This is a genomic window from Mycobacterium sp. E3251 (assembly GCF_001666835.1).
Classification (GTDB): Bacteria; Actinomycetota; Actinomycetes; order Mycobacteriales; family Mycobacteriaceae; genus Mycobacterium.
Genome location: NZ_LZJF01000125.1, coordinates 1 through 18,018, shown reverse-complemented (window position 1 = coordinate 18,018; position 18,018 = coordinate 1). Strand labels below are relative to the sequence as shown.

Below are 18,018 nucleotides of genomic sequence, written 5' to 3'. Positions count from 1 at the left end.
TCAAATTCAAGGAAATTGAGCCGGGTAGCATTCGTTTCGTCGAAAGCAGCCTGGAGCGATGACGGTGTACCCGAGGCGACCTGGTAGAGCCGTCGCTCAATACGTGCTTGACCGTGCATCTACTATTGATCGACGCCACCCCGCCGGTGTAGTGCAATGAGGAGTGAGCTGGCCGCTATGATCTTATGCCAGACGTTGGGTAGCACGCATCTACCGACCGCAGCGGGCCTGCGGTGAGAAGAGCGCTCATAACCGGAATCACCGGACAGGACGGCTCGTATCTCGCCCAGCTGCTCTTGAGCAAGGGCTATGAGGTTCACGGGCTCATCCGTCGAGCGTCGACGTTCAACACATCACGGATCGACCATCTCTATATCGATCCGCACCAACCGGATGCGCGACTGTTTCTGCACTACGGTGATCTCACCGACGGCACTCGTTTGGTGACTTTGCTGAGCACCATCGATCCCGATGAGGTGTACAACCTTGCGGCGCAGTCGCATGTGCGAGTGAGTTTCGACGAACCCGTTCATACCGGCGACACCACGGGGATGGGGTCGATCCGGCTGCTCGAAGCCGTTCGACTTTCCCGGGTGCAGTGCCGCTTCTATCAAGCCTCCTCCTCGGAGATGTTCGGCGCGTCACCGCCGCCGCAGAACGAGCAGACACCGTTTTATCCGCGGTCACCGTACGGCGCGGCAAAGGTCTACTCCTACTGGGCGACGCGCAACTATCGCGAAGCCTATGGGCTGTTCGCGGTCAACGGCATCTTGTTCAACCACGAATCGCCCAGGCGCGGCGAAACATTCGTGACCCGAAAAATCACGCGAGCGGTGGCGCGTATCAAGGCCGGCGCCCAGTCAAACGTCTTCATGGGCAACCTTGATGCCATCCGTGACTGGGGTTATGCACCGGAGTATGTCGAGGGCATGTGGCGGATGCTGCAGGCCCCTGAACCAGAAGATTACGTTCTGGCCACAGGGCGCGGCTACACCGTGCGCGAATTCGCTCAAACCGCGTTCGATCATGCCGGGCTCGACTGGCAGGAACATGTGAAGTTCGACGACCGGTATCTGCGCCCTGCAGAAGTGGATTCGCTGGTAGGCGATGCGACAAAGGCCGCTGAATCGTTGGGGTGGAAGGCCTCTGTACACACCGGCGAGCTGGCGCGAATCATGGTCGACGCGGACATCGCCGCGTTGGAGTGCGGCGGCAAGCCGTGGATTGACAAGCCGACCCTGCCCGGTTGGAGCTGAGCAGAAAATGGACGCTTCGATCCGGAGCCTTGATCGCGCATTGCCAATCTATATCGCCGGGCACCGAGGGCTGGTCGGGTCCGCCCTGCAACGCAGATTCCAGGCCGAAGGATTCACCAATCTCCTTGTGCAGTCACGCAACGACCTTGATCTGAGGGATCGCGCCGCGACCTTTGATTTCATTCTGCAGACAAGACCGCGGGTCGTCATCGATGCTGCGGCGCGTGTCGGCGGCATTATGGCGAACAACACCTACCCGGCGGACTTTCTGTCCGAAAACCTGCAGATCCAGGTCAACCTGCTCGACGCTGCCGTGGCCGCGCGAGTGCCGCGACTGCTGTTCCTCGGCTCCTCTTGCATATACCCGAAACTTGCGCCGCAGCCCATCCAGGAGAGCGCGCTGCTTACCGGACCCCTGGAACCCACTAACGACGCCTACGCAATCGCCAAGATTGCAGGCATCGTTCAGGTCCAGGCGGTCCGGCGCCAGTATGGTTTGGCATGGATCTCTGCGATGCCGACCAACCTCTACGGACCTGGCGACAACTTTTCACCTTCAGGCTCGCATCTGTTGCCGGCGCTCATCCGACGCTACGAGGAGGCAAAAGCCAGCGGTGCTGGCGAGGTGACGAATTGGGGCACCGGAACTCCCCGACGTGAGCTACTGCACGTCGACGATCTGGCGAGCGCGTGTCTATACCTTCTCGAACACTTCGACGGGCCGAATCACGTCAACGTCGGCACGGGCGTCGACCACACCATCCGCGAGATCGCCGAGATGGTCGCCGCGACTGTGGGATACACCGGTGAAACGCGCTGGGACGCAACAAAACCCGATGGAACACCGCGAAAACTTTTGGACATTTCAGTGTTGCGCGAGGCGGGATGGCGACCCCGAATCGCTCTGCGGGACGGCATCGAGGCAACGGTGGCGTGGTATCGCGCGAACGCTGGCGCGGCGAGAAGATGATTCGAGCTTGGCGACAGTTGTACGGCGACGCGTGAAGGGATGCCAAGCATGTCAGAGTAACGTGGGCAACCCCGGGGGAGGAGGGCGATACGGCACTAGTAGGCGGTAGTCGTGCCGCCGATCCGGCACGGTGAAGGGCTTCGCTGGAACTGCCACGCCTGGCCGGTTACTGTCACGATATGTCGAGGATCACCCGCAACCTGGTCGAAGCCGTGTTAAACGCGGGCCGCAATAAGAAATCCCTTGAGCCCACACGTCTAGCGGCTGCATACGGCTGGTTCCATGGCGAGAATCTGGTTTCTCCGCCCGCGATCGGGAAGCAACGCCATCTACTCAATACATTGAAGTCGCGCGGGCACCGCATCTTCGTCGAGGCCGGAACTTATAAGGGTGAGACGACCGCATTCCTGATGCCGCACGCGGATCAAGTGATCTCAGTTGAGTTGCATGACGGCCTTTACGCCGCAGCCAAACGACGCTTTGCGAAGTACCCCAACGTCAGCCTCATCCATGGCGACTCGCTGATCGAGATCCCGAAGGTCGTGGCGAACTGTTCGAGCCCACCTCTCGTGTTCCTTGACGGCCACTTTTCCGGAGAGGGCACGGCCACGGGTGAGGAGATGGAACCAGCGGAGTCAACACTCCGACGTTTGGCTGACGTAACCCCCGGAGGCACTACGATCGTGATCGACGACCTGCGACTCTTCGGGTCTGGACTTGCGGGTTTCCCGCAACTCGACGCGATCACGAGCGCGGCGCGCGCGGCCTTTCCTGCCGCAGTGATCCGTGCCGGCCTGGACTCAATCGTCATCGAGGTTCCCTAGAGCGGCGGAAAATAGGCCCTACGCCAGAAAGCGCCCGTGCGGGCCAGACGAAGCAGAAGCGACGACAACGTTGGGCCAACTACTGCTCGGTGCGAGTTCGCATGTTAATGTGTCGCCGTGGATTTGTTCCGCCGCGGGAGTTTGATTGCACGTAGCACCATATTCGAACTATCGCGCCCATATTCTGAAACGGGCGCGAAGCGTCAGTTCGTAAAGCAACTCGAGTCGCACGGAGTAAGTGTGGTATTTGATGTCGGAGCCAATTCCGGCCAATACGCTACGGAGCTCCGGATGGCGGCCTACACTGGCCGCATCGTCTCGTTCGAGCCGCTATCGGGACCGTTCGCGTTGCTGGAACGCAACGCATCGAAGGATCCACTTTGGGATTGTCTGCGATGTGCCTTAGGTGACGTCGACGGTACAATCTCGATAAATGTCGCTGGCAATGCCGGCGCAAGCAGTTCTGTCTTGCCCATGATGAAGACCCATCGAGACGCCTTTCCACCGGCCAATTACGTCGGGACGGAGGAGGTTCCCATGCACCGGCTTGACTCGGTCGCGAATGAATTGCTGCTGCCAGCGGATAAAGTATTCCTGAAGATCGACGTCCAAGGATTCGAGAAGCACGTGATCGCGGGCGCTCAACAAACGGTGAGTGACCGTTGCGTCGGTATGCAACTCGAATTGTCTTTATTGCCCCTTTACGAAGGTGCCATGCTCATTCGCGAAGCGCTGGACCTAGTGTACTCATTCGGCTTCACATTGACGGGGCTGGTGCCCGGTTTCACCGATCCTCGCGATGGCCGAATGCTGCAGGCGGACGGCATCTTCTTCCGTAAAGATGACTAGTACGGGTGGTTACTCGACCAAGTTCTGCTGTGCCGGCGCTTTCGATATCTTCGCGAACACGAATTCTAAGAAGCGGAGGTAATATTCCCAGGTGCGCAGGTACGCACGCGAAACCTTCCGTCCGCCCAGCGGGTAGTGCGCGTGTGTGTCCCACATGCGGCGCAGATCATGAAAGACTTCGCTCGGGTGGCGGTTGGTGCCAATTCCAGTCGTGTCAAAGTCGCATAATACGCGTCGTACCGTGATGGGATCCCGCAACAAAGCGGCACGCAAAATGAATTCCTGGTCGGCGGCGACTCCGAAATCGAGGTCGTAGCCGCCCAATTTTTCCACCAGCGAGGACCCGAAAAATGATGCCTGGTGCGGGACCACCTGCCACCCGGCGAGAAACTTGCGGATGCTGAAGGGGATCGGCCCACGCACGCGCCCGAGACCGATTAGGTTATCCATGCCGAAGCCCCAGATTTCGCGTGCCGGTCCATGACCCGAGATCGCCTTCATAGCCTCAGCCACGGCATCCGGATCGGAGAAACGATCTCCGGAATGCATGAACCACAACAGATCGCCGGACGCATGGGCGATACCCTGGTTCATCGCGTCGTATCTTCCGCCGTCGGGCTCGGACTGCCAGTACGCAAACCCCGGCTCACTCTTCGACAGATACGCCACCACATCGTCGCCGGACCCGCCGTCGATCACGATGTGCTCAATGTGACCGCCGTAGCGTTGGGCGCGCACACTGTCGACCGTCCGCTTGAGCCCAGCAAAATCGTGGAAGGAGATCGTTATCACTGAGACGGTCGGAGCCGAAGTCACCAACTTCCCCCTAGCATTCTCTGCCGCCGTGCCGCGCGGAACTCCATTTACTTCTGGTGGTTCGCGCTCGGCTTCTAGGGGCGGATGGCCAAACGTCGACCAGCCCCCTTCGGTTGGGCGCGACGGCAAGCAGCCTTCGTCTCAAAACGTTTAGTCGGCGCGTGGGCTTCGCCCAGCGGTGTTGCAGTGCCAACATTGCGAACCGGGGGTGCTGTGCGATGGTGTTCTCGAGCGCGGCGCGACCTTCCGGACCCGGGACTTTCGCGATCTGGTGCAGGATCCAGTCGGCCATCACGGCGATGAGCTCCTGGCGTGCGGGGTCGCCCGGAAATAGGTCAAACATGGCATCGAACGTAGCTGCATGACCGGGGCCGTGTGTCAGCCAAAACTTGGGAGGGTCTACGACCTGGTTGTGCCACATGCCTTCAGAATGGCGGCGGTAGACGGCCATGGGCTGTGGCAACATAGCGATCTCGCCGTGAACCGCGTGCCTGACGTGCAAGTACCAGTCGAGAGGCATGATGTCGGGCGGGATGTCGTCGTAGCGCTCGAGGCGGCGGTAGACGACGGAATTCGTCTGGATGAAGTTCATCAAAAGCAGGGCGTCGATGGTCAAGTTGCCGCGCAAGTAGACCGGAGGGAACTTTGAGTCTCCTGCGGAGCCGTCATCCCACATCACCCGTACCGGGTGGAAGCACACCGCCGTCTCCGGGTGTTCGTCGAGGAACGTGATTTGTTTGCTCAGCTTATGCGGATCGATCCAGAAGTCGTCTCCCTCGCACAGCGCGATGTACTCGCCCCGAGCCAGCGACAGGGCACCCACCAGGTTCTTGTTGAGGCCCAGGTTCTCGGGTCTGAAGATCGGCCGGAACAATTCCGGGTAGCGCCGGGCGTACTCCTGGATGATCCCCGGGGTGCCGTCAGTAGAGGCGTCATCGGCAACGATGATCTCCATCGCGAACTCGGTCCGCTGGGCGACAAAGCTATCGAATGCCTCCCGGACGTAAGCCTCTTGGTTATGGGTGGTCGTTACGATGCTGACTTTGGGTGAGTTCGCCGTCATCCCTTCGTTCACGACGGAAACCTCGTGGGGTGTGCGGCGTCGAGCACCCGGGTGCCGTGGTGCATCGCGATGGCGATAAGTCTCACGCGTTAGCTTCGGCCGCGAAACGATAGCCGCGCAGGGCCATCGGGATGAACACCGCTAACAGCACGATCGCCCAGAGGAGAGTCATCTCGAGAGGCCGGAGGAGGGGCCCGCCATGGGCAAGTCCCCACATCACCTCTATTGGTGGCGACATCGGTTGGATGCGAACTAGTGGACGAAGCCACTCCGGGAACAGCTCGATCGGGGTCGTGCCGGGATTGAGGAATGCGAGCGAGACCGTACCCGCCGCCAGCCAAGTCATGACGGTGCGACCGTTCGCACGGATCGCTAGCGCCATCACCAGCGCCGTGAATCCGATGACCACAATCGGCGGTATTAAGATGTAGAGCAGTACTGTTGTCCAGCCGTGCGCGAAGCGCAGGCCCAGTGTGACTCCGAGCGCGGTGATCAGAACCGTTCCTAGGAGTGCCCGAGCGGCCTCGGCTGTGAGCCGTCCAGCGAGCGCACTTACCCGGTGTATCGGTAGCACCCACATGCGGCTGAGCAGCCCCGATTCGCGCTCGAGCTGAATGCCGACTGAGGTGCTGAAAGCGCCGAACAGCGCAGACAGCACCGCGCTCACCGGTACGAGGCCGTAGATGCTCTCGACGCCGGTAACCTGATGTACTCGCTCACCAAGCACCACCTTGTAGGTGACAAGAAGGCAGATCGGCAGGACTAGCGAACCCATTAGCACCGCCCGGTCCCGCTGCCACCGGATCAGGAGTCGACCGGCTTGCACCCAGCTCTGGGAGAGCATCGAGCCTTGGGTCCCCGGCAGCATTGTCACTAGGTCCGCCTCTGCATCCGGAGCGTAATCGCGCCGAAGACAAATACCATCCCCACACACCAGGCGAGGCTGATTGCCAAGTTTGCGACCGCGACCTGGCCTGTGGAAAGGTTGCGGAGCGTCTCGGCGATCTGCGAAACGGGCTGGTTTCGGACGAATGGACGCAACCATTCGGGGAAGGTCTGCTCGGGGGCAATTCCGGTGGACAGCATAAACAGCATGAGCTGTGGGACGAACAACAGCTGGGTGGCGCCCTGGATACTCCTGGCACTCGAGCCCATCGCATCGGCCCCCAGGGCTACTGCGAGGCACAAAAGCAACGCAATGAGCACAAAGACCAACGCATATCCTGCGCCACCCGTTATCCGGAAGCCGAACGCGTAGCCGGCGACCATCGCGACTGTGAGCGCGAGCGCGGCCCGCATCAAGGTGGCGACCATGCGCGCGCTCACGGGAACTACCGCGGCGATCGGCAGAGTCGCCATACGCTCACCGAGCGAGGTCAGGCGGTCGCGTGCCGCGCGATCGGCGGTGAGCAACGCGACGAAGATCACCGACTGAGCGACGACCCCAGGCACCAAATATTGTGAGTAAGCCATGCGTTGCGTTTCGACCAGACCGTGCAGCGCCGCCGTGAAGCCGGCCAGGTACGCGATGGGGGAGAGTATCTCGAACACCAACCCGCCGTCGCGCGCCGATGCCATCAGCGAACGTTCGGTAAGGGCGGCCAAGGCGCTCATGACTGAGCCACGGACCGTTCGGTGAGGTGCAGGAAGGCTTCGTCCAGTGAGGGCTTGCGTAGCGAGATGTCGGCGAGCTCGATGCCCAGCGCGTCGACGCGGCGAAAAACTTCAGCCAACGTGGCGACTCCATCCGGGGCGTACAGCGAGACCGAGTTCGCTTCGGCGTCGACGTCAATCCCGTCGAGCCCAGCTAGTGCCGACGCGACCTGGGACAGGTCGGCTGGATTGGCTGGGGTGACCTGACAATAGCTGCCACCGGCCCTGCGCTTGAGGGTTTCGGCGGTGCCGCTGGCCACGACCTGTCCGTGGTCGATGACAACGATTGAATCGCTGAGGACATCGGCCTCTTCTAGGTACTGCGTGGTAAGCAGCACGGTCATGCCCTCGAGGGCCAGCGAGCTCACTAGCGACCACACTGCGCGGCGGCTGCGTGGGTCCAGTCCGGTTGTCGGTTCATCGAGGATGAGCACTTTAGGGGGCACCATCAGCGCACTGGCGAGGTGGACGCGGCGCCACATGCCTCCGGAATATGTGGAAACCCGCCGATCGGCGGCGGCAACGAGGTCGAACTGATCGATCAACTCGTCGGCGCGAGCTTTGGCTTGCTGACGGCGCAGACCGCGCAGCCTCCCGAACAACACCAGGTTTTCTTTGCCGGTGAGCAGGGGGTCCAACGCGGTCGACTGACCGGCCATCCCGATGCTGGCACGGACTTGCGCGGACTGACGGATTATGTCGTAGCCGGCGATGGTGGCATGCCCCGAACTCGGCCGGATCAGCGTAGAAAGGATGTTGATGGTGGTCGTCTTCCCGGCGCCGTTGTGGCCGAGCAGGCCGCATACCGTTCCGGCCGCAACGGAGAAGTCGACGCCGCGCAGCGCAGGCGTGTTTTGCCCGAATGTCTTTGTGAGGCCGACAACCTCAATCGCCAATGGGCTCACAATAGCGAGTATTTCATGTGGAATGCTCCCTTGTTGACCGTTCGGGTAGTACGTGACACTGTCGGCGGTACGTCGTATGGCATGTGCGGTCGTGGGTGAATCAGCACATTGCCGTATGCGTCTGCCCGCGGGAGCGGTTGCTTTGCCGCGTGGGACATTCGGTGGACGGCGAAAACCAACTAGACCGATCGCCCCGGGATCTCTGTCGTAGGCGCATCGTCGGCGAACTCTCGGTGCAGCAGCATGGACCGCACCAGCGACCGGGGGCCCTCCGGGCGAAGCATTTGACTCGCTGGGCGCGGACGGACGATTTGCGGCCACCAGAACCACCGCCCGAGAAGTGAGGCGATAGACGGCGTCATGAAGGAGCGCACGATCAAAGTGTCGAACAACAGGCCCAAACCGATAGTGGTACCGACCTGGCCGATAATCCGCAAGTCGCTAGCCGCCATCGAGGCCATCGTGAATGCGAACACCAGGCCCGCATTCGTCACGACCTTACCGGTACCGCCCATCGCCCGGATGATGCCGGTGTTTATGCCGCCGGCCATTTCCTCTTTCATCCGGGACACCAGCAGCAGATTATAGTCGGATCCCACTGCCAAAAGCACGATCACGGACATGGGGAGGACCATCCAGTACAACTGGATACCCAGAATATATTGCCAGATCAGTACGGACAGCCCGAACGACGAACCGAGCGAAAGCGCCACCGTGCCGACAATTACCAGTGAGGCCACGAAACTTCGCGTAATGATCAGCATGATGATGAAGATGAGGCAGAGTGCACCAACTCCTGCGATAAACAGATCGTAGGTAGAGCCGTCGCGGAAGTCCTTGAACGTTGACGCGGTGCCGGCGATATAGATTTTCGACGGCTCTAGGGGGGTCGTCTTGAGTGCCTCCTCGGCCGCCATCCGTATCTTGTCGATACGGCTGAGGCCCTCGGGTGACGCCGGGTCGCCCTTATGGGAAATGATGAATCGCGCCGCTTTTCCGTCCGGGGACAAGAACTGGCTCATCGCGCGCTTGAAGTCTTCGTTCTTGAAGATGTCGGGCGGCAGATAGAAGGAGTCGTCGTCCCTGGCGGCGTCGAACGTCGCGCCCATTGCGGTGGCGTTCTCTTTCTGGTTGTTCATCTGGCCAAGAGTCCCGTTCATGGTGCTGTAACTGGTCAGCAGCATGTTTCGCGCGTCCTCAGCGATTTCGATCGAGGGCGGGAAAATTTCGAGGAGCTTCGGAAGCAGGGCGTCCATCTTGTTCAGATCAACGATAAGCTCATCAAGCTTATCGCTCAGTGTGTCAATACCGTCGAGTTCCTCAAATATGTTCCTGAGAGCCCAGCATACGGGGATATCGTAGCAGTGTCGTTCCCAGTAGAAATAACTTCGGAGCGGACGGAAAAAATCCTCAAAATCGGAGAAGCGGTCTCTGAGATCGGATACGACGTCACGCATTTCTTTTGTTTTGGCAATCGATTCGTGCGTGATAGCTGTCATACGCTTTTGTAGTTCGTACATGCGCTTCATTGTCGAGATTTGATAACTCAGTACGTCCGCCTGATGGAGCATGTCTTGCGTGCGAGCTTTCATATATTGCATATCTTGCTGCATGACCGAATATTGCATTTGCAGTAAGAAAGGTATCGAAGTGTGCTGAATCGGGGTGCCCTCCGGACGGGTTATGCCCTGCACGCGAGAGATGCCCGGAATTTTGAATATCGCTTTAGCCAACCTGTGCAGCACCAGAAAATCCGCGGGATTCCGCATATCGTGATCCGACTCGATCATCACGATCTCGGGCATCATTCGCGCCTGAGAGAAATGGCGATCGGCAGCCGCGTACCCGACGTTGGCGGGGATGTCGTTGGGCATGTAGAACCGGTTGTTGTAGCTCGTCTGGTACCCGGGCAGTGTCACCAGCCCAACCACGGCGACGGCTATCGTCGCCGCGAGAATCGGCACGGGCCAGCGGACGATCGCCGTGCCGATCCGCCGCCATCGACCGAACGCGAGAACCCGCTTGGGGTCGAACAACCCGAAGCCGCTTCCAATCGTGAGAACCGCGGGGACCAGTGTGAGTGCGATCAGGACCGCCACGAGCATGCCCACGGCGCACGGCATGCCCATGGTCTGAAAGATGGGCATGCGGGTGAAGCCCAGGCACAACATTGCCCCGGCGATCGTCAGGCCCGAACCCAGAACCACGGGAGCGACGCCGCGGTAGGTGGTGTAGAAGGCCGTCTCCCGGTCCTCGCCGGCTTGGCGTGCCTCCTGATACCTGCCGAAGAAGAAAATCGCGTAGTCGGTTCCGGCCGCCATGGCGAGCGCGACCAGCAGGTTGACGGCGAAAGTGGAGAGCGCCACGAGACTGTGGTCACCGAGAAACGCAACGATTCCCCGGGCCGCAAGCACCTCGATGCCCACCGTGACCAACAACAGAATGACGGTGAAGATCGATCGATAGACGAAAAGCAGCACCACAAAGATGATCAGCGCGCCCACCGCGGTCATCTTCAAGATGGATCGGTCACCGGCCTGTTGCATGTCCGACAACAGCGCCGACGGACCGGTGACATAAACCTTGACTCCCGGGGGCGGGGGCGTCCGCGCGATGATATTGCGAACCGCGGCAATGGAGTCCTGTCCGAGGGTGGTGCCCTGGTTGCCGGCCAGGTTCACTTGCACATAGACGGCCTTGCCGTCGTCACTTTGCGCACCCGCCGCCGTCAGCCGGTCTCCCCACAGATCCTGTACGTGCTCGACGTGCTTCGGGTCGGCCTTTAGTGCACGAACCAATCGGTCGTAGTAGTTGTGGGCGTCGTCCCCGAGGCGCTGCTGCCCCTCCAGCACGATCATCGCAATACTGTCCGAATCGGATTCTTTGAAATCCTTGCCCATGCGCTGCATGGCCTGCACCGCCGGTGCGTCCTGAGGGGCCAACGGCACGGAATGTTCGCGGCCGACCGTCTCCAGCCAGGGAACGCAAAAGGTCACCAGCAGCGTAAGCGCCACCCACGCCAGCACGATGAGGACCGAAAGCCTGCGGATGCTGCGGGCGAAGAAAGGGGCTCGAGCGTGCTCGGTACTCATGTGATCCTCGACAGCGGGGCGATAGTGGCACGCAGCCGGAGCGGGGTGCTCACAGTGTCAACCGCGCCATAAACTTCGGCGCAGCGGCGAATGCCGTCCCTGTTGTCGTCTGTCACGATGTTCCCCACGGTCGCTGTCCCTGTGCTGAAAGTGAAGTCCGCCGGTTACAACGGCTGTTTGAGCAACAACGAGCGCACGACCGGACGGGGTCCCATCGGCCGAAGCATTGAGCTGGCAGGTCGGGGGCGCACGCGTTGTGGCCACCAGAACCAGCGTCCCAGCAAAGCGGCCACCGACGGAGTCATGAATGCGCGCACCACCAGGGTGTCGAACAGCAAACCCAACCCGATTGTTGTACCTGTCTGGGCGACGCTGCGCAGGTCGCTGACCCCCATCGAAGCCATGGTGAAGGCAAACACCAGACCAGCGTTCGTCACAACCTTGCCGGTGCCGGCCATCGCCCGGATGATGCCGGTGTTGATACCGGCGGCCAATTCCTCCTTCATCCGGGAAACAAGCAGCAAGTTGTAGTCGGAGCCGACCGCCAAAAGGACGATCACGGATGTCGACAGCACGGTCCAGTGCAATTGCAGGCCGAGAAGGTACTGCCAAACGAGGACGGATAGCCCGTAGGACGCGCCCATCGACAACAACACCGTACCGACGATCACCAGCGCGGCAATGAAACTTCGCGTCATGATCAGCATGATGATGAAAATGAGGCAAATCGCAGCGACCCCCGCGATCAACAGATCCCATTTGGAGCCGTCCACGATGTCTTTCGTGATGGCCGCGGTTCCCGTGAGATAGACCTTCGCATCCTCCAACGGGGTTCCCTTGAGCGCCTCCTCGGCCGCCGTTTTGATGGGCTCGACGCGCGAAAGGCCTTCGGGCGTGGCCGGATCACCCTTTTGTGAAATGAGCATGCGGACATCTTTTCCGTCCGGCGACATGAAGATCTTTTCGACCCGCTTGAAGGCCTCAGAATCGTTGATGATTCCGGGCGGTAGGTAAAAGGAATCTTCGTTCCGGGACTGGTCGAACGCCTGTCCCATTGCGGCCGAATTGTTGCCCTGCGATTCCATCTGGCCCATGACGCCCGACATCGTGCTGTGCATGGTCAGCATCATGGTTCGCATGCTCTGCATGCTTTCGATCATGGGTGGCAGTAGCACGACCATTTGCGGCAGCAGCACGTCCAATTGATCCAGGTCGGCTACCAGCTCGTGTAGCTTGTCGGTAATCTCGTCGACGCCGTCGAGTGCATCAAATATCGATCGTATCGAAAAACACACGGGAATGTCGTAGCAGTGCCGTTCCCAGTAGAAGTAACTACGGATCGGCCTGAAGAAATCTTCGAAATCGGAAATCTTGTCCCGCAGATCGTTCGTGATCTCCTGCATCTCATGCGTTTTGCCGACCATGTGGTGGGTGGTCGCGACTAGTTCCTTCATCAGGCCATACATGTGCTGCATGATCTGGATCATTCTCGCCAGCTCTTCGGCCTGCTTGAGCATGTCGTCCATGCGGTCCTTCTGAAACGCCATGTTCACCTGCTGGCTCGCCTGCGACATGCTCACGATCCAGGGGATAGTCGTGTGCTCGAGCGGGATCCCCTCGGGCCGGGTTACAGACTGCACGGTGGAAACGCCTGGAACGGCGAGGACGCCCTTGGCCACCTTATTCAAGACGATCATATCGGCCGGATTGCGCAGATCATGATCGCTCTCGAGCAGCAGAATCTCCGGCATCATCGTTCGCGATTGAGGAAAATGCCGCTGTGCCGCAGCATTTCCCACACTCGCGGGAATATCAGTAGGGATGAATTTCTGGTCGTCGTAACTCGGGTTGTAATTCGGCAGGGTCAATAGGCCGATGAGCGCGACTGCTAGGGTCGTGACGAGAATGGGCGCGGGCCACCGAACGATCGCGGTGCCAATTCGCCGCCAGCGATGCGTCGTGATCACCCGTTTCGGGTCGAACAGGCCGAAACGGCCTCCGACCACGAGAAGTGCCGGCGCGAGCGTGAGGGCAACGAGAACCGCAACGGTGATGCCGATGGCGCAGGGAATTCCCAGTGGCTGGAAATAGGGCAACCGAGTGAAGTTGAGGCAGAAAACGGCCCCGGCGATCGTCAAGCCAGAAGCCAACACGACCTTAGCCACACTCCCGAATGTCGTGTAGAAAGCCATTTCCCGGCTCTCGCCGGCCTGTCGCGCTTCCTGATATCGCCCGACGAAGAATATGCCGTAGTCGGTTCCGGTTGCGATGACCGCGGCTACCAGCAGGTTGACCGCGAATGTGGTGAGGCCCAACAGCTGGAGATGACCAAGGAAAGCAACTATTCCACGTGACACCTGCAATTGGAGACCGACCATCAGCAATAAAAGGATTACCGTGGTCACGGACCGGTAGACGAGCAGCAGGGTAATGAAGATCACCGCCAGGCTCGTGACGGTCACCAACATGACGGTCTTCTGACCGGCGATATTCATATCCGCAACAGTCGGCGCGGGGCCCGTTACGTAGGCCTTCAACCCGTTCGGCGTGGGCGTTCGCGCCACTATTTGTCGAATCGCGGCTACCGATGCATCGCCCGCGGCCCCACCTTGGGTGCCGGCGAGTTGCACCTGCACATACACGGCCTTAGCGTCGGAACTCTCCGCGGCTTTCGACGTGACCGGATCGCCCCAGAAGTCCTGGACGTTCTGCACGTGCTTATCGGCTCGCAACTCACGAATCAGTTGGTTGTAATACTGGTGCGCGTCGTCGCCGAGGGGTTGCTGACTCTCCAAGACGATCATCGCCAGAGCGCCGGAATTGGTTTCCTTGAAGTCCTGCCCCAGGTGCTCCATCGCCTTAAATGACGGCGCGGCAACGGGACTCAGCGGGACCGCATTCTCCGCCTCGACCTGCTCCAGCGGGGGGACGCCGATCGCCACGATGACAGCGATTCCCAACCACCCCAAGATGATGGGTATCGCAAGGCGATGAAGCATCCGCGCCACCAGCGGTGGCCTAACGCGTTCGGTCTCCACCGGTGCGTCGCTATGCATGTCGCTCATGTGGCCGTCAGCATGCAGTAGGTGAACGCGTTCAATTCGTGCGAAACCCTCTCGGCTTTGACAACCCCGTCAACCACGATGCGGCAGCCGAGCGTGTCGCCATTGCCTTGTGCCACAACGTTTCCCAGGATCGACGGCAGCGTTGTCGAAATATCAAAGGACCACGGTACGGGCTGTCCGTTGACGTGCACCGGGTTGCCGTCGACGTCGAAGTAGCTGATGTCGGCAGTCGTCCCCGGCGGTCCGAAGATCTCGTATCTGATGTGCTTGGGGTTGAAAGGTTTTGTGTCTTTGATCCTGGTGTCTGCGTAGGATTCGCGTTTCTCTGAGCCGAAGATGCCGTGCAACCGCGAGACGGTCAATCCTCCGGCGGCGACAACGGCCACGATGAGCAGTGGGATCCAAAGCCGCTTCAGCGCGGCAAAAAATCCAGCACCGCGGGGGTGAGTCTGTTGCCGCCCAATTGGCCTCTGCGGTCCACTCGGAGATTGGCGACCGATGCCCAAAAAGCCGCGTCGGCGACCAGTCGGCTGGCCGCTGTCGCGGCCTTCCGTCGCGCTATCGGGCCGGGCCCGCACGTCGGGTTCGGTCACCGCACCCCCTTCTGCCCATTCTCACGTCTCTTGTTATTCCGCCGGCCCGAACAAGCTGTTACATGTTGGTCGAGGACGCCAGGTGAGGGCGCTCCGAATGCGGTGTACGTCGCAGACTAGTCGTGCTTCGGCACCTCATACGAGCCCCGCCCCCGGGGAGCGCGACCGAGTCTTCATGAGTAAACCACGCCGATGGTGTCCGTATCAGCCCTTCGACATTGAGATACGGGATCGTAATGCATACCGCGTGCGTAACGGCATTATTTAGATCGCCCGCGCGGAATGGTTCGCCGGCTAGCGCCGAGCGGCCCACTCGGTCCGGAACGGCGCCCGCCCACCCCGCGGTCCGTCCTGCGGCCGAGGCCGCCGAATGGTCAGCGGCCGTAGTCAGCTAACGACGATCGCGGCCCGGAGTCAATGGGTTCGGCGGGGCACTTCCGCGGCCAGCGGCTTGTCGCTGCAAACGGGCGGGGCGAGCTCCATATGGCGGTCGTTGCGCCAAGTGTTTGCGCCGGGCCGCCGGTTCGCCTCTTGGTGATTTTCGCCGCGGCTACGGGGTCGGTACCCTAGGCGGTGACAACCACCCAAAATTTCATCGTCCTTGCAGGCCGACCAGCGCGATCGCGAACCACTACGGTGAGCCGTTGCCGCAGGTCACAGCAGCCAACGGCGGCAGCTGCGCAGCCCCGCACCAGCCCAATTCTTAGGCTGCGTTAAGAGCCTGACAGGTCACACCGGGAACTTTGTCCAAATCACGGACGCACGATGGTGCCTCCAGTAGGGTTTGGAACCGTTCCACTCATGTCAACTAGGCATCCTGGAGAACTGTGAGCATCAACCCGTTCGACGACGACAACGGCAGTTTTTTCGTCTTGGTAAACGACGAAGAGCAGCACAGCCTGTGGCCGGCCTTCGCGGATGTTCCAGCTGGCTGGCGAGTGGTGTACGGCGAGGCGGACCGCGCTGCGTGCTTGGAGTACATCGAACAGAATTGGCCGGACATTCGGCCAAAGAGTCTGCGCGACAAGCTCGCAACGGGTCGGGGTTTTGACCAGTAACGAGTCGGGGTATGGGGCGGGTGGAGCTTTGGGGGACTCGATGGGAGTTGGGGATCGCGCGCTTCCGCTGACGCGCGGACAGCTGGACATCTGGCTTTCGCAGGAAACGGGCTTCGTCGGCACGGAGTGGCAGCTCGGGCTCTTGATCAAAATCGAGGGTTCGCTGGATCGTGATGCTCTCCAGCGCGCTCTCCGTCAGGCCGTTGCCGAAGCCGAGGCCGGCCGGGTGTCGTTCTTCGAGGTCGACGGCCAGGTCGTGCAGAAGCCGATCGACTACCCGGACTTCGAGCTCGACTTCCATGACCTGACTTCCTCGCCGGACCCCGTGCAGGAAGCGCGCGCGATGGCGTCGTCCATCCAGCGGACGCCGATGGCGTTGAACGGCCAGCTGTTCAAATTCGTGTTATTCCAGACGGGGGCCGCCGAGTTTTATCTGTTCGGTTGCTGCCACCACATCGCAATCGACGGATTGGGTATGGCGCTGGTAGCGCGACGGGTTTCGACGATTTACTCCGCGATGGTCGCCGGTAAACCCATTCCCGATGCCTATTTCGGCTCGGCGCAGGATTTGGTCGACATCGAGTCGGAATACGAAGCGTCGCCCGACTACCTGGACGACCAGGCGTATTGGAGCAACAACCTTCCGCCGGAAACCGCGTGGGCTGATCGGCCGGCCGACGCCACGGGCGGCAAGGACCACTACTCTCCGTCCGCGTCCGTCCAGTTGGACCCGTCCGTCACCACCCGGATCAAGGAGCTGTCCAAGAAGCTGGGCATCCGCCGGTTCTCCGTCACCACCGCGGCGTGCGCGCTCTTGGTGCGGGCATGGTCGGGGAGCGGTTCGGAGGTGGCGCTCGATTTCCCCGTGAGCCGGCGCGTGCGTCCGGAGTCGAAGACACTGCCCGGGATGTTCGCCGGGGTGGTGCCGCTGGTGCTGAACACGTCGCCCACGGCGACCGTCGCCGATTTCTGCAAACACGTCGACATCCGAATCCGGGAGTTGTTGCAGCATCAGCGATTCCCGGTGCACACCCTGGAGAGCGACGGCCTGCGGCAGGCGGCGAATCGCGTCGGCATCAACTTCCTCCCGATGAGGCTGACCCTGGACCTCGCCGGTTCCCCGGCCACGGCGACGTACACGAATCACGGGCCCGTGGGGCACTTCAGCCTGTTCTTCCTCGGCGCCGGTGACCAGCTTTTCCTCAGCACCGCGGGACCGGGCCAACCGTTCGCGGACTTCGGCGTCGCCGACTTGGCGGCGCGCATGCAGCAGGTGCTGGAGGAGATGACCGCCGATCCGGAGCGGTGGCTGTCCTCGATCGATCTGCTGGCCGCCGACGAGCCGGCCCAGCTCGACGAGTGGAGCAACCGGGCGGCCTTGACCGAGCCGGTGCCCGCCCCGGTGTCGATCCCGGTGGCGTTCGGCGAACACGTGCAGCGCTCGCCCGAGGCGCCGGCCGTGACCTGCGCCTCCAAGTCGTTGACCTACAGCGAACTCGACGAGGCCTCCAACCGGCTGGCTCACCTGCTGGCCGGTCATGGCGTCGGTCCGGGTGAGTGCGTGGCGGTCATGTTCCCCCGATGCACCGACGCGATCGTGGCGATGCTCGCGGTGCTCAAAACCGGGGCGGCCTACGTGCCGATCGACCCGGCGCACGCCGCGGCGCGCATGGAGTTCGTGCTTGCCGACGCGGCACCCAGCGCGGTGATCACCACGGCGGACCTGCGTTCGCGACTGGACGGGCGCGACCTGCTGGTCGTCGACGTCCACGACCCGGCCGTCGAAACCCAGCCCAGCACCGCGCTGCCCGCGCCGGCCCCGGAGAACATCGCCTACATCATCTACACCTCCGGAACCACCGGAACCCCCAAAG

General features: G+C 61.2%; 14 protein-coding genes. 6 read left to right on the top strand and 8 right to left on the bottom strand.

Going from position 1 to position 18,018, the window contains the following annotated elements; all coding sequences use genetic code 11:
• The first annotated feature begins 233 nt into the window (after positions 1-233).
• The 4 genes from gmd (at position 234) to A5697_RS15635 (ending at position 3,899) form a co-directional block, all read left to right on the top strand.
• Complete coding sequence (gene gmd, locus A5697_RS15650) at positions 234-1,256, top strand: GDP-mannose 4,6-dehydratase (protein WP_067944650.1); 1,023 nt, start codon at positions 234-236, stop codon at positions 1,254-1,256.
• 7 nt (positions 1,257-1,263) lie between these two features.
• On the top strand, positions 1,264-2,226 hold the full coding sequence (locus A5697_RS15645; RefSeq protein WP_067944649.1) for a GDP-L-fucose synthase: 963 nt from the start codon (positions 1,264-1,266) through the stop codon (positions 2,224-2,226).
• A gap of 179 nt (positions 2,227-2,405) precedes the next feature.
• Positions 2,406-3,050 (top strand): hypothetical protein, encoded by a 645-nt coding sequence (locus A5697_RS15640; protein ID WP_067944648.1) that lies wholly within the window; start codon positions 2,406-2,408, stop codon positions 3,048-3,050.
• A gap of 117 nt (positions 3,051-3,167) precedes the next feature.
• On the top strand, positions 3,168-3,899 hold the full coding sequence (locus A5697_RS15635) for an FkbM family methyltransferase (protein WP_067944647.1): 732 nt from the start codon (positions 3,168-3,170) through the stop codon (positions 3,897-3,899).
• Between the two features lie 9 nt (positions 3,900-3,908).
• Here A5697_RS15635 and A5697_RS15630 read toward each other — a convergent pair whose 3' ends face one another.
• The 8 genes from A5697_RS15630 to A5697_RS15595 all read right to left on the bottom strand — a co-directional run bounded on the left by A5697_RS15630 (position 3,909) and on the right by A5697_RS15595 (position 14,909).
• Entirely contained in the window at positions 3,909-4,715 is an 807-nt protein-coding gene (locus A5697_RS15630; RefSeq protein WP_067944646.1) for a glycosyltransferase family 2 protein, read from the bottom strand.
• A 10-nt stretch (positions 4,716-4,725) separates the two neighbouring features.
• Complete coding sequence (locus A5697_RS15625) at positions 4,726-5,778, bottom strand: glycosyltransferase (RefSeq protein ID WP_067944665.1); 1,053 nt, start codon at positions 5,776-5,778, stop codon at positions 4,726-4,728.
• A gap of 82 nt (positions 5,779-5,860) precedes the next feature.
• Positions 5,861-6,646, bottom strand: a complete 786-nt coding sequence (locus A5697_RS15620) for an ABC transporter permease (RefSeq protein WP_082953424.1) — start codon at positions 6,644-6,646, stop codon at positions 5,861-5,863.
• 5 nt (positions 6,647-6,651) lie between these two features.
• Positions 6,652-7,392 (bottom strand): ABC transporter permease, encoded by a 741-nt coding sequence (locus A5697_RS15615; RefSeq protein ID WP_067944645.1) that lies wholly within the window; start codon positions 7,390-7,392, stop codon positions 6,652-6,654.
• Positions 7,389-8,336 (bottom strand): daunorubicin/doxorubicin resistance ABC transporter ATP-binding protein DrrA, encoded by a 948-nt coding sequence (locus A5697_RS15610; protein ID WP_067944644.1) that lies wholly within the window; start codon positions 8,334-8,336, stop codon positions 7,389-7,391. The genes A5697_RS15615 and A5697_RS15610 overlap by 4 nt, the downstream gene beginning before the upstream one ends.
• A gap of 179 nt (positions 8,337-8,515) precedes the next feature.
• Entirely contained in the window at positions 8,516-11,428 is a 2,913-nt protein-coding gene (locus A5697_RS15605; RefSeq protein WP_067944643.1) for an RND family transporter, read from the bottom strand.
• A gap of 164 nt (positions 11,429-11,592) precedes the next feature.
• A complete protein-coding gene (locus A5697_RS15600) occupies positions 11,593-14,484 on the bottom strand; it encodes an RND family transporter (RefSeq protein ID WP_369806122.1) in 2,892 nt (963 codons plus the stop codon).
• Between the two features lie 5 nt (positions 14,485-14,489).
• On the bottom strand, positions 14,490-14,909 hold the full coding sequence (locus A5697_RS15595; RefSeq protein ID WP_067944663.1) for an MmpS family protein: 420 nt from the start codon (positions 14,907-14,909) through the stop codon (positions 14,490-14,492).
• 1,004 nt (positions 14,910-15,913) lie between these two features.
• Here A5697_RS15595 and A5697_RS15590 point away from each other — a divergent pair.
• Positions 15,914-16,144, top strand: a complete 231-nt coding sequence (locus A5697_RS15590; RefSeq protein WP_066950804.1) for an MbtH family protein — start codon at positions 15,914-15,916, stop codon at positions 16,142-16,144.
• 40 nt (positions 16,145-16,184) lie between these two features.
• Positions 16,185-18,018: condensation domain-containing protein (locus A5697_RS15585; RefSeq protein WP_156673316.1), on the top strand; the 1,834-nt coding region annotated here is incomplete at its 3' end.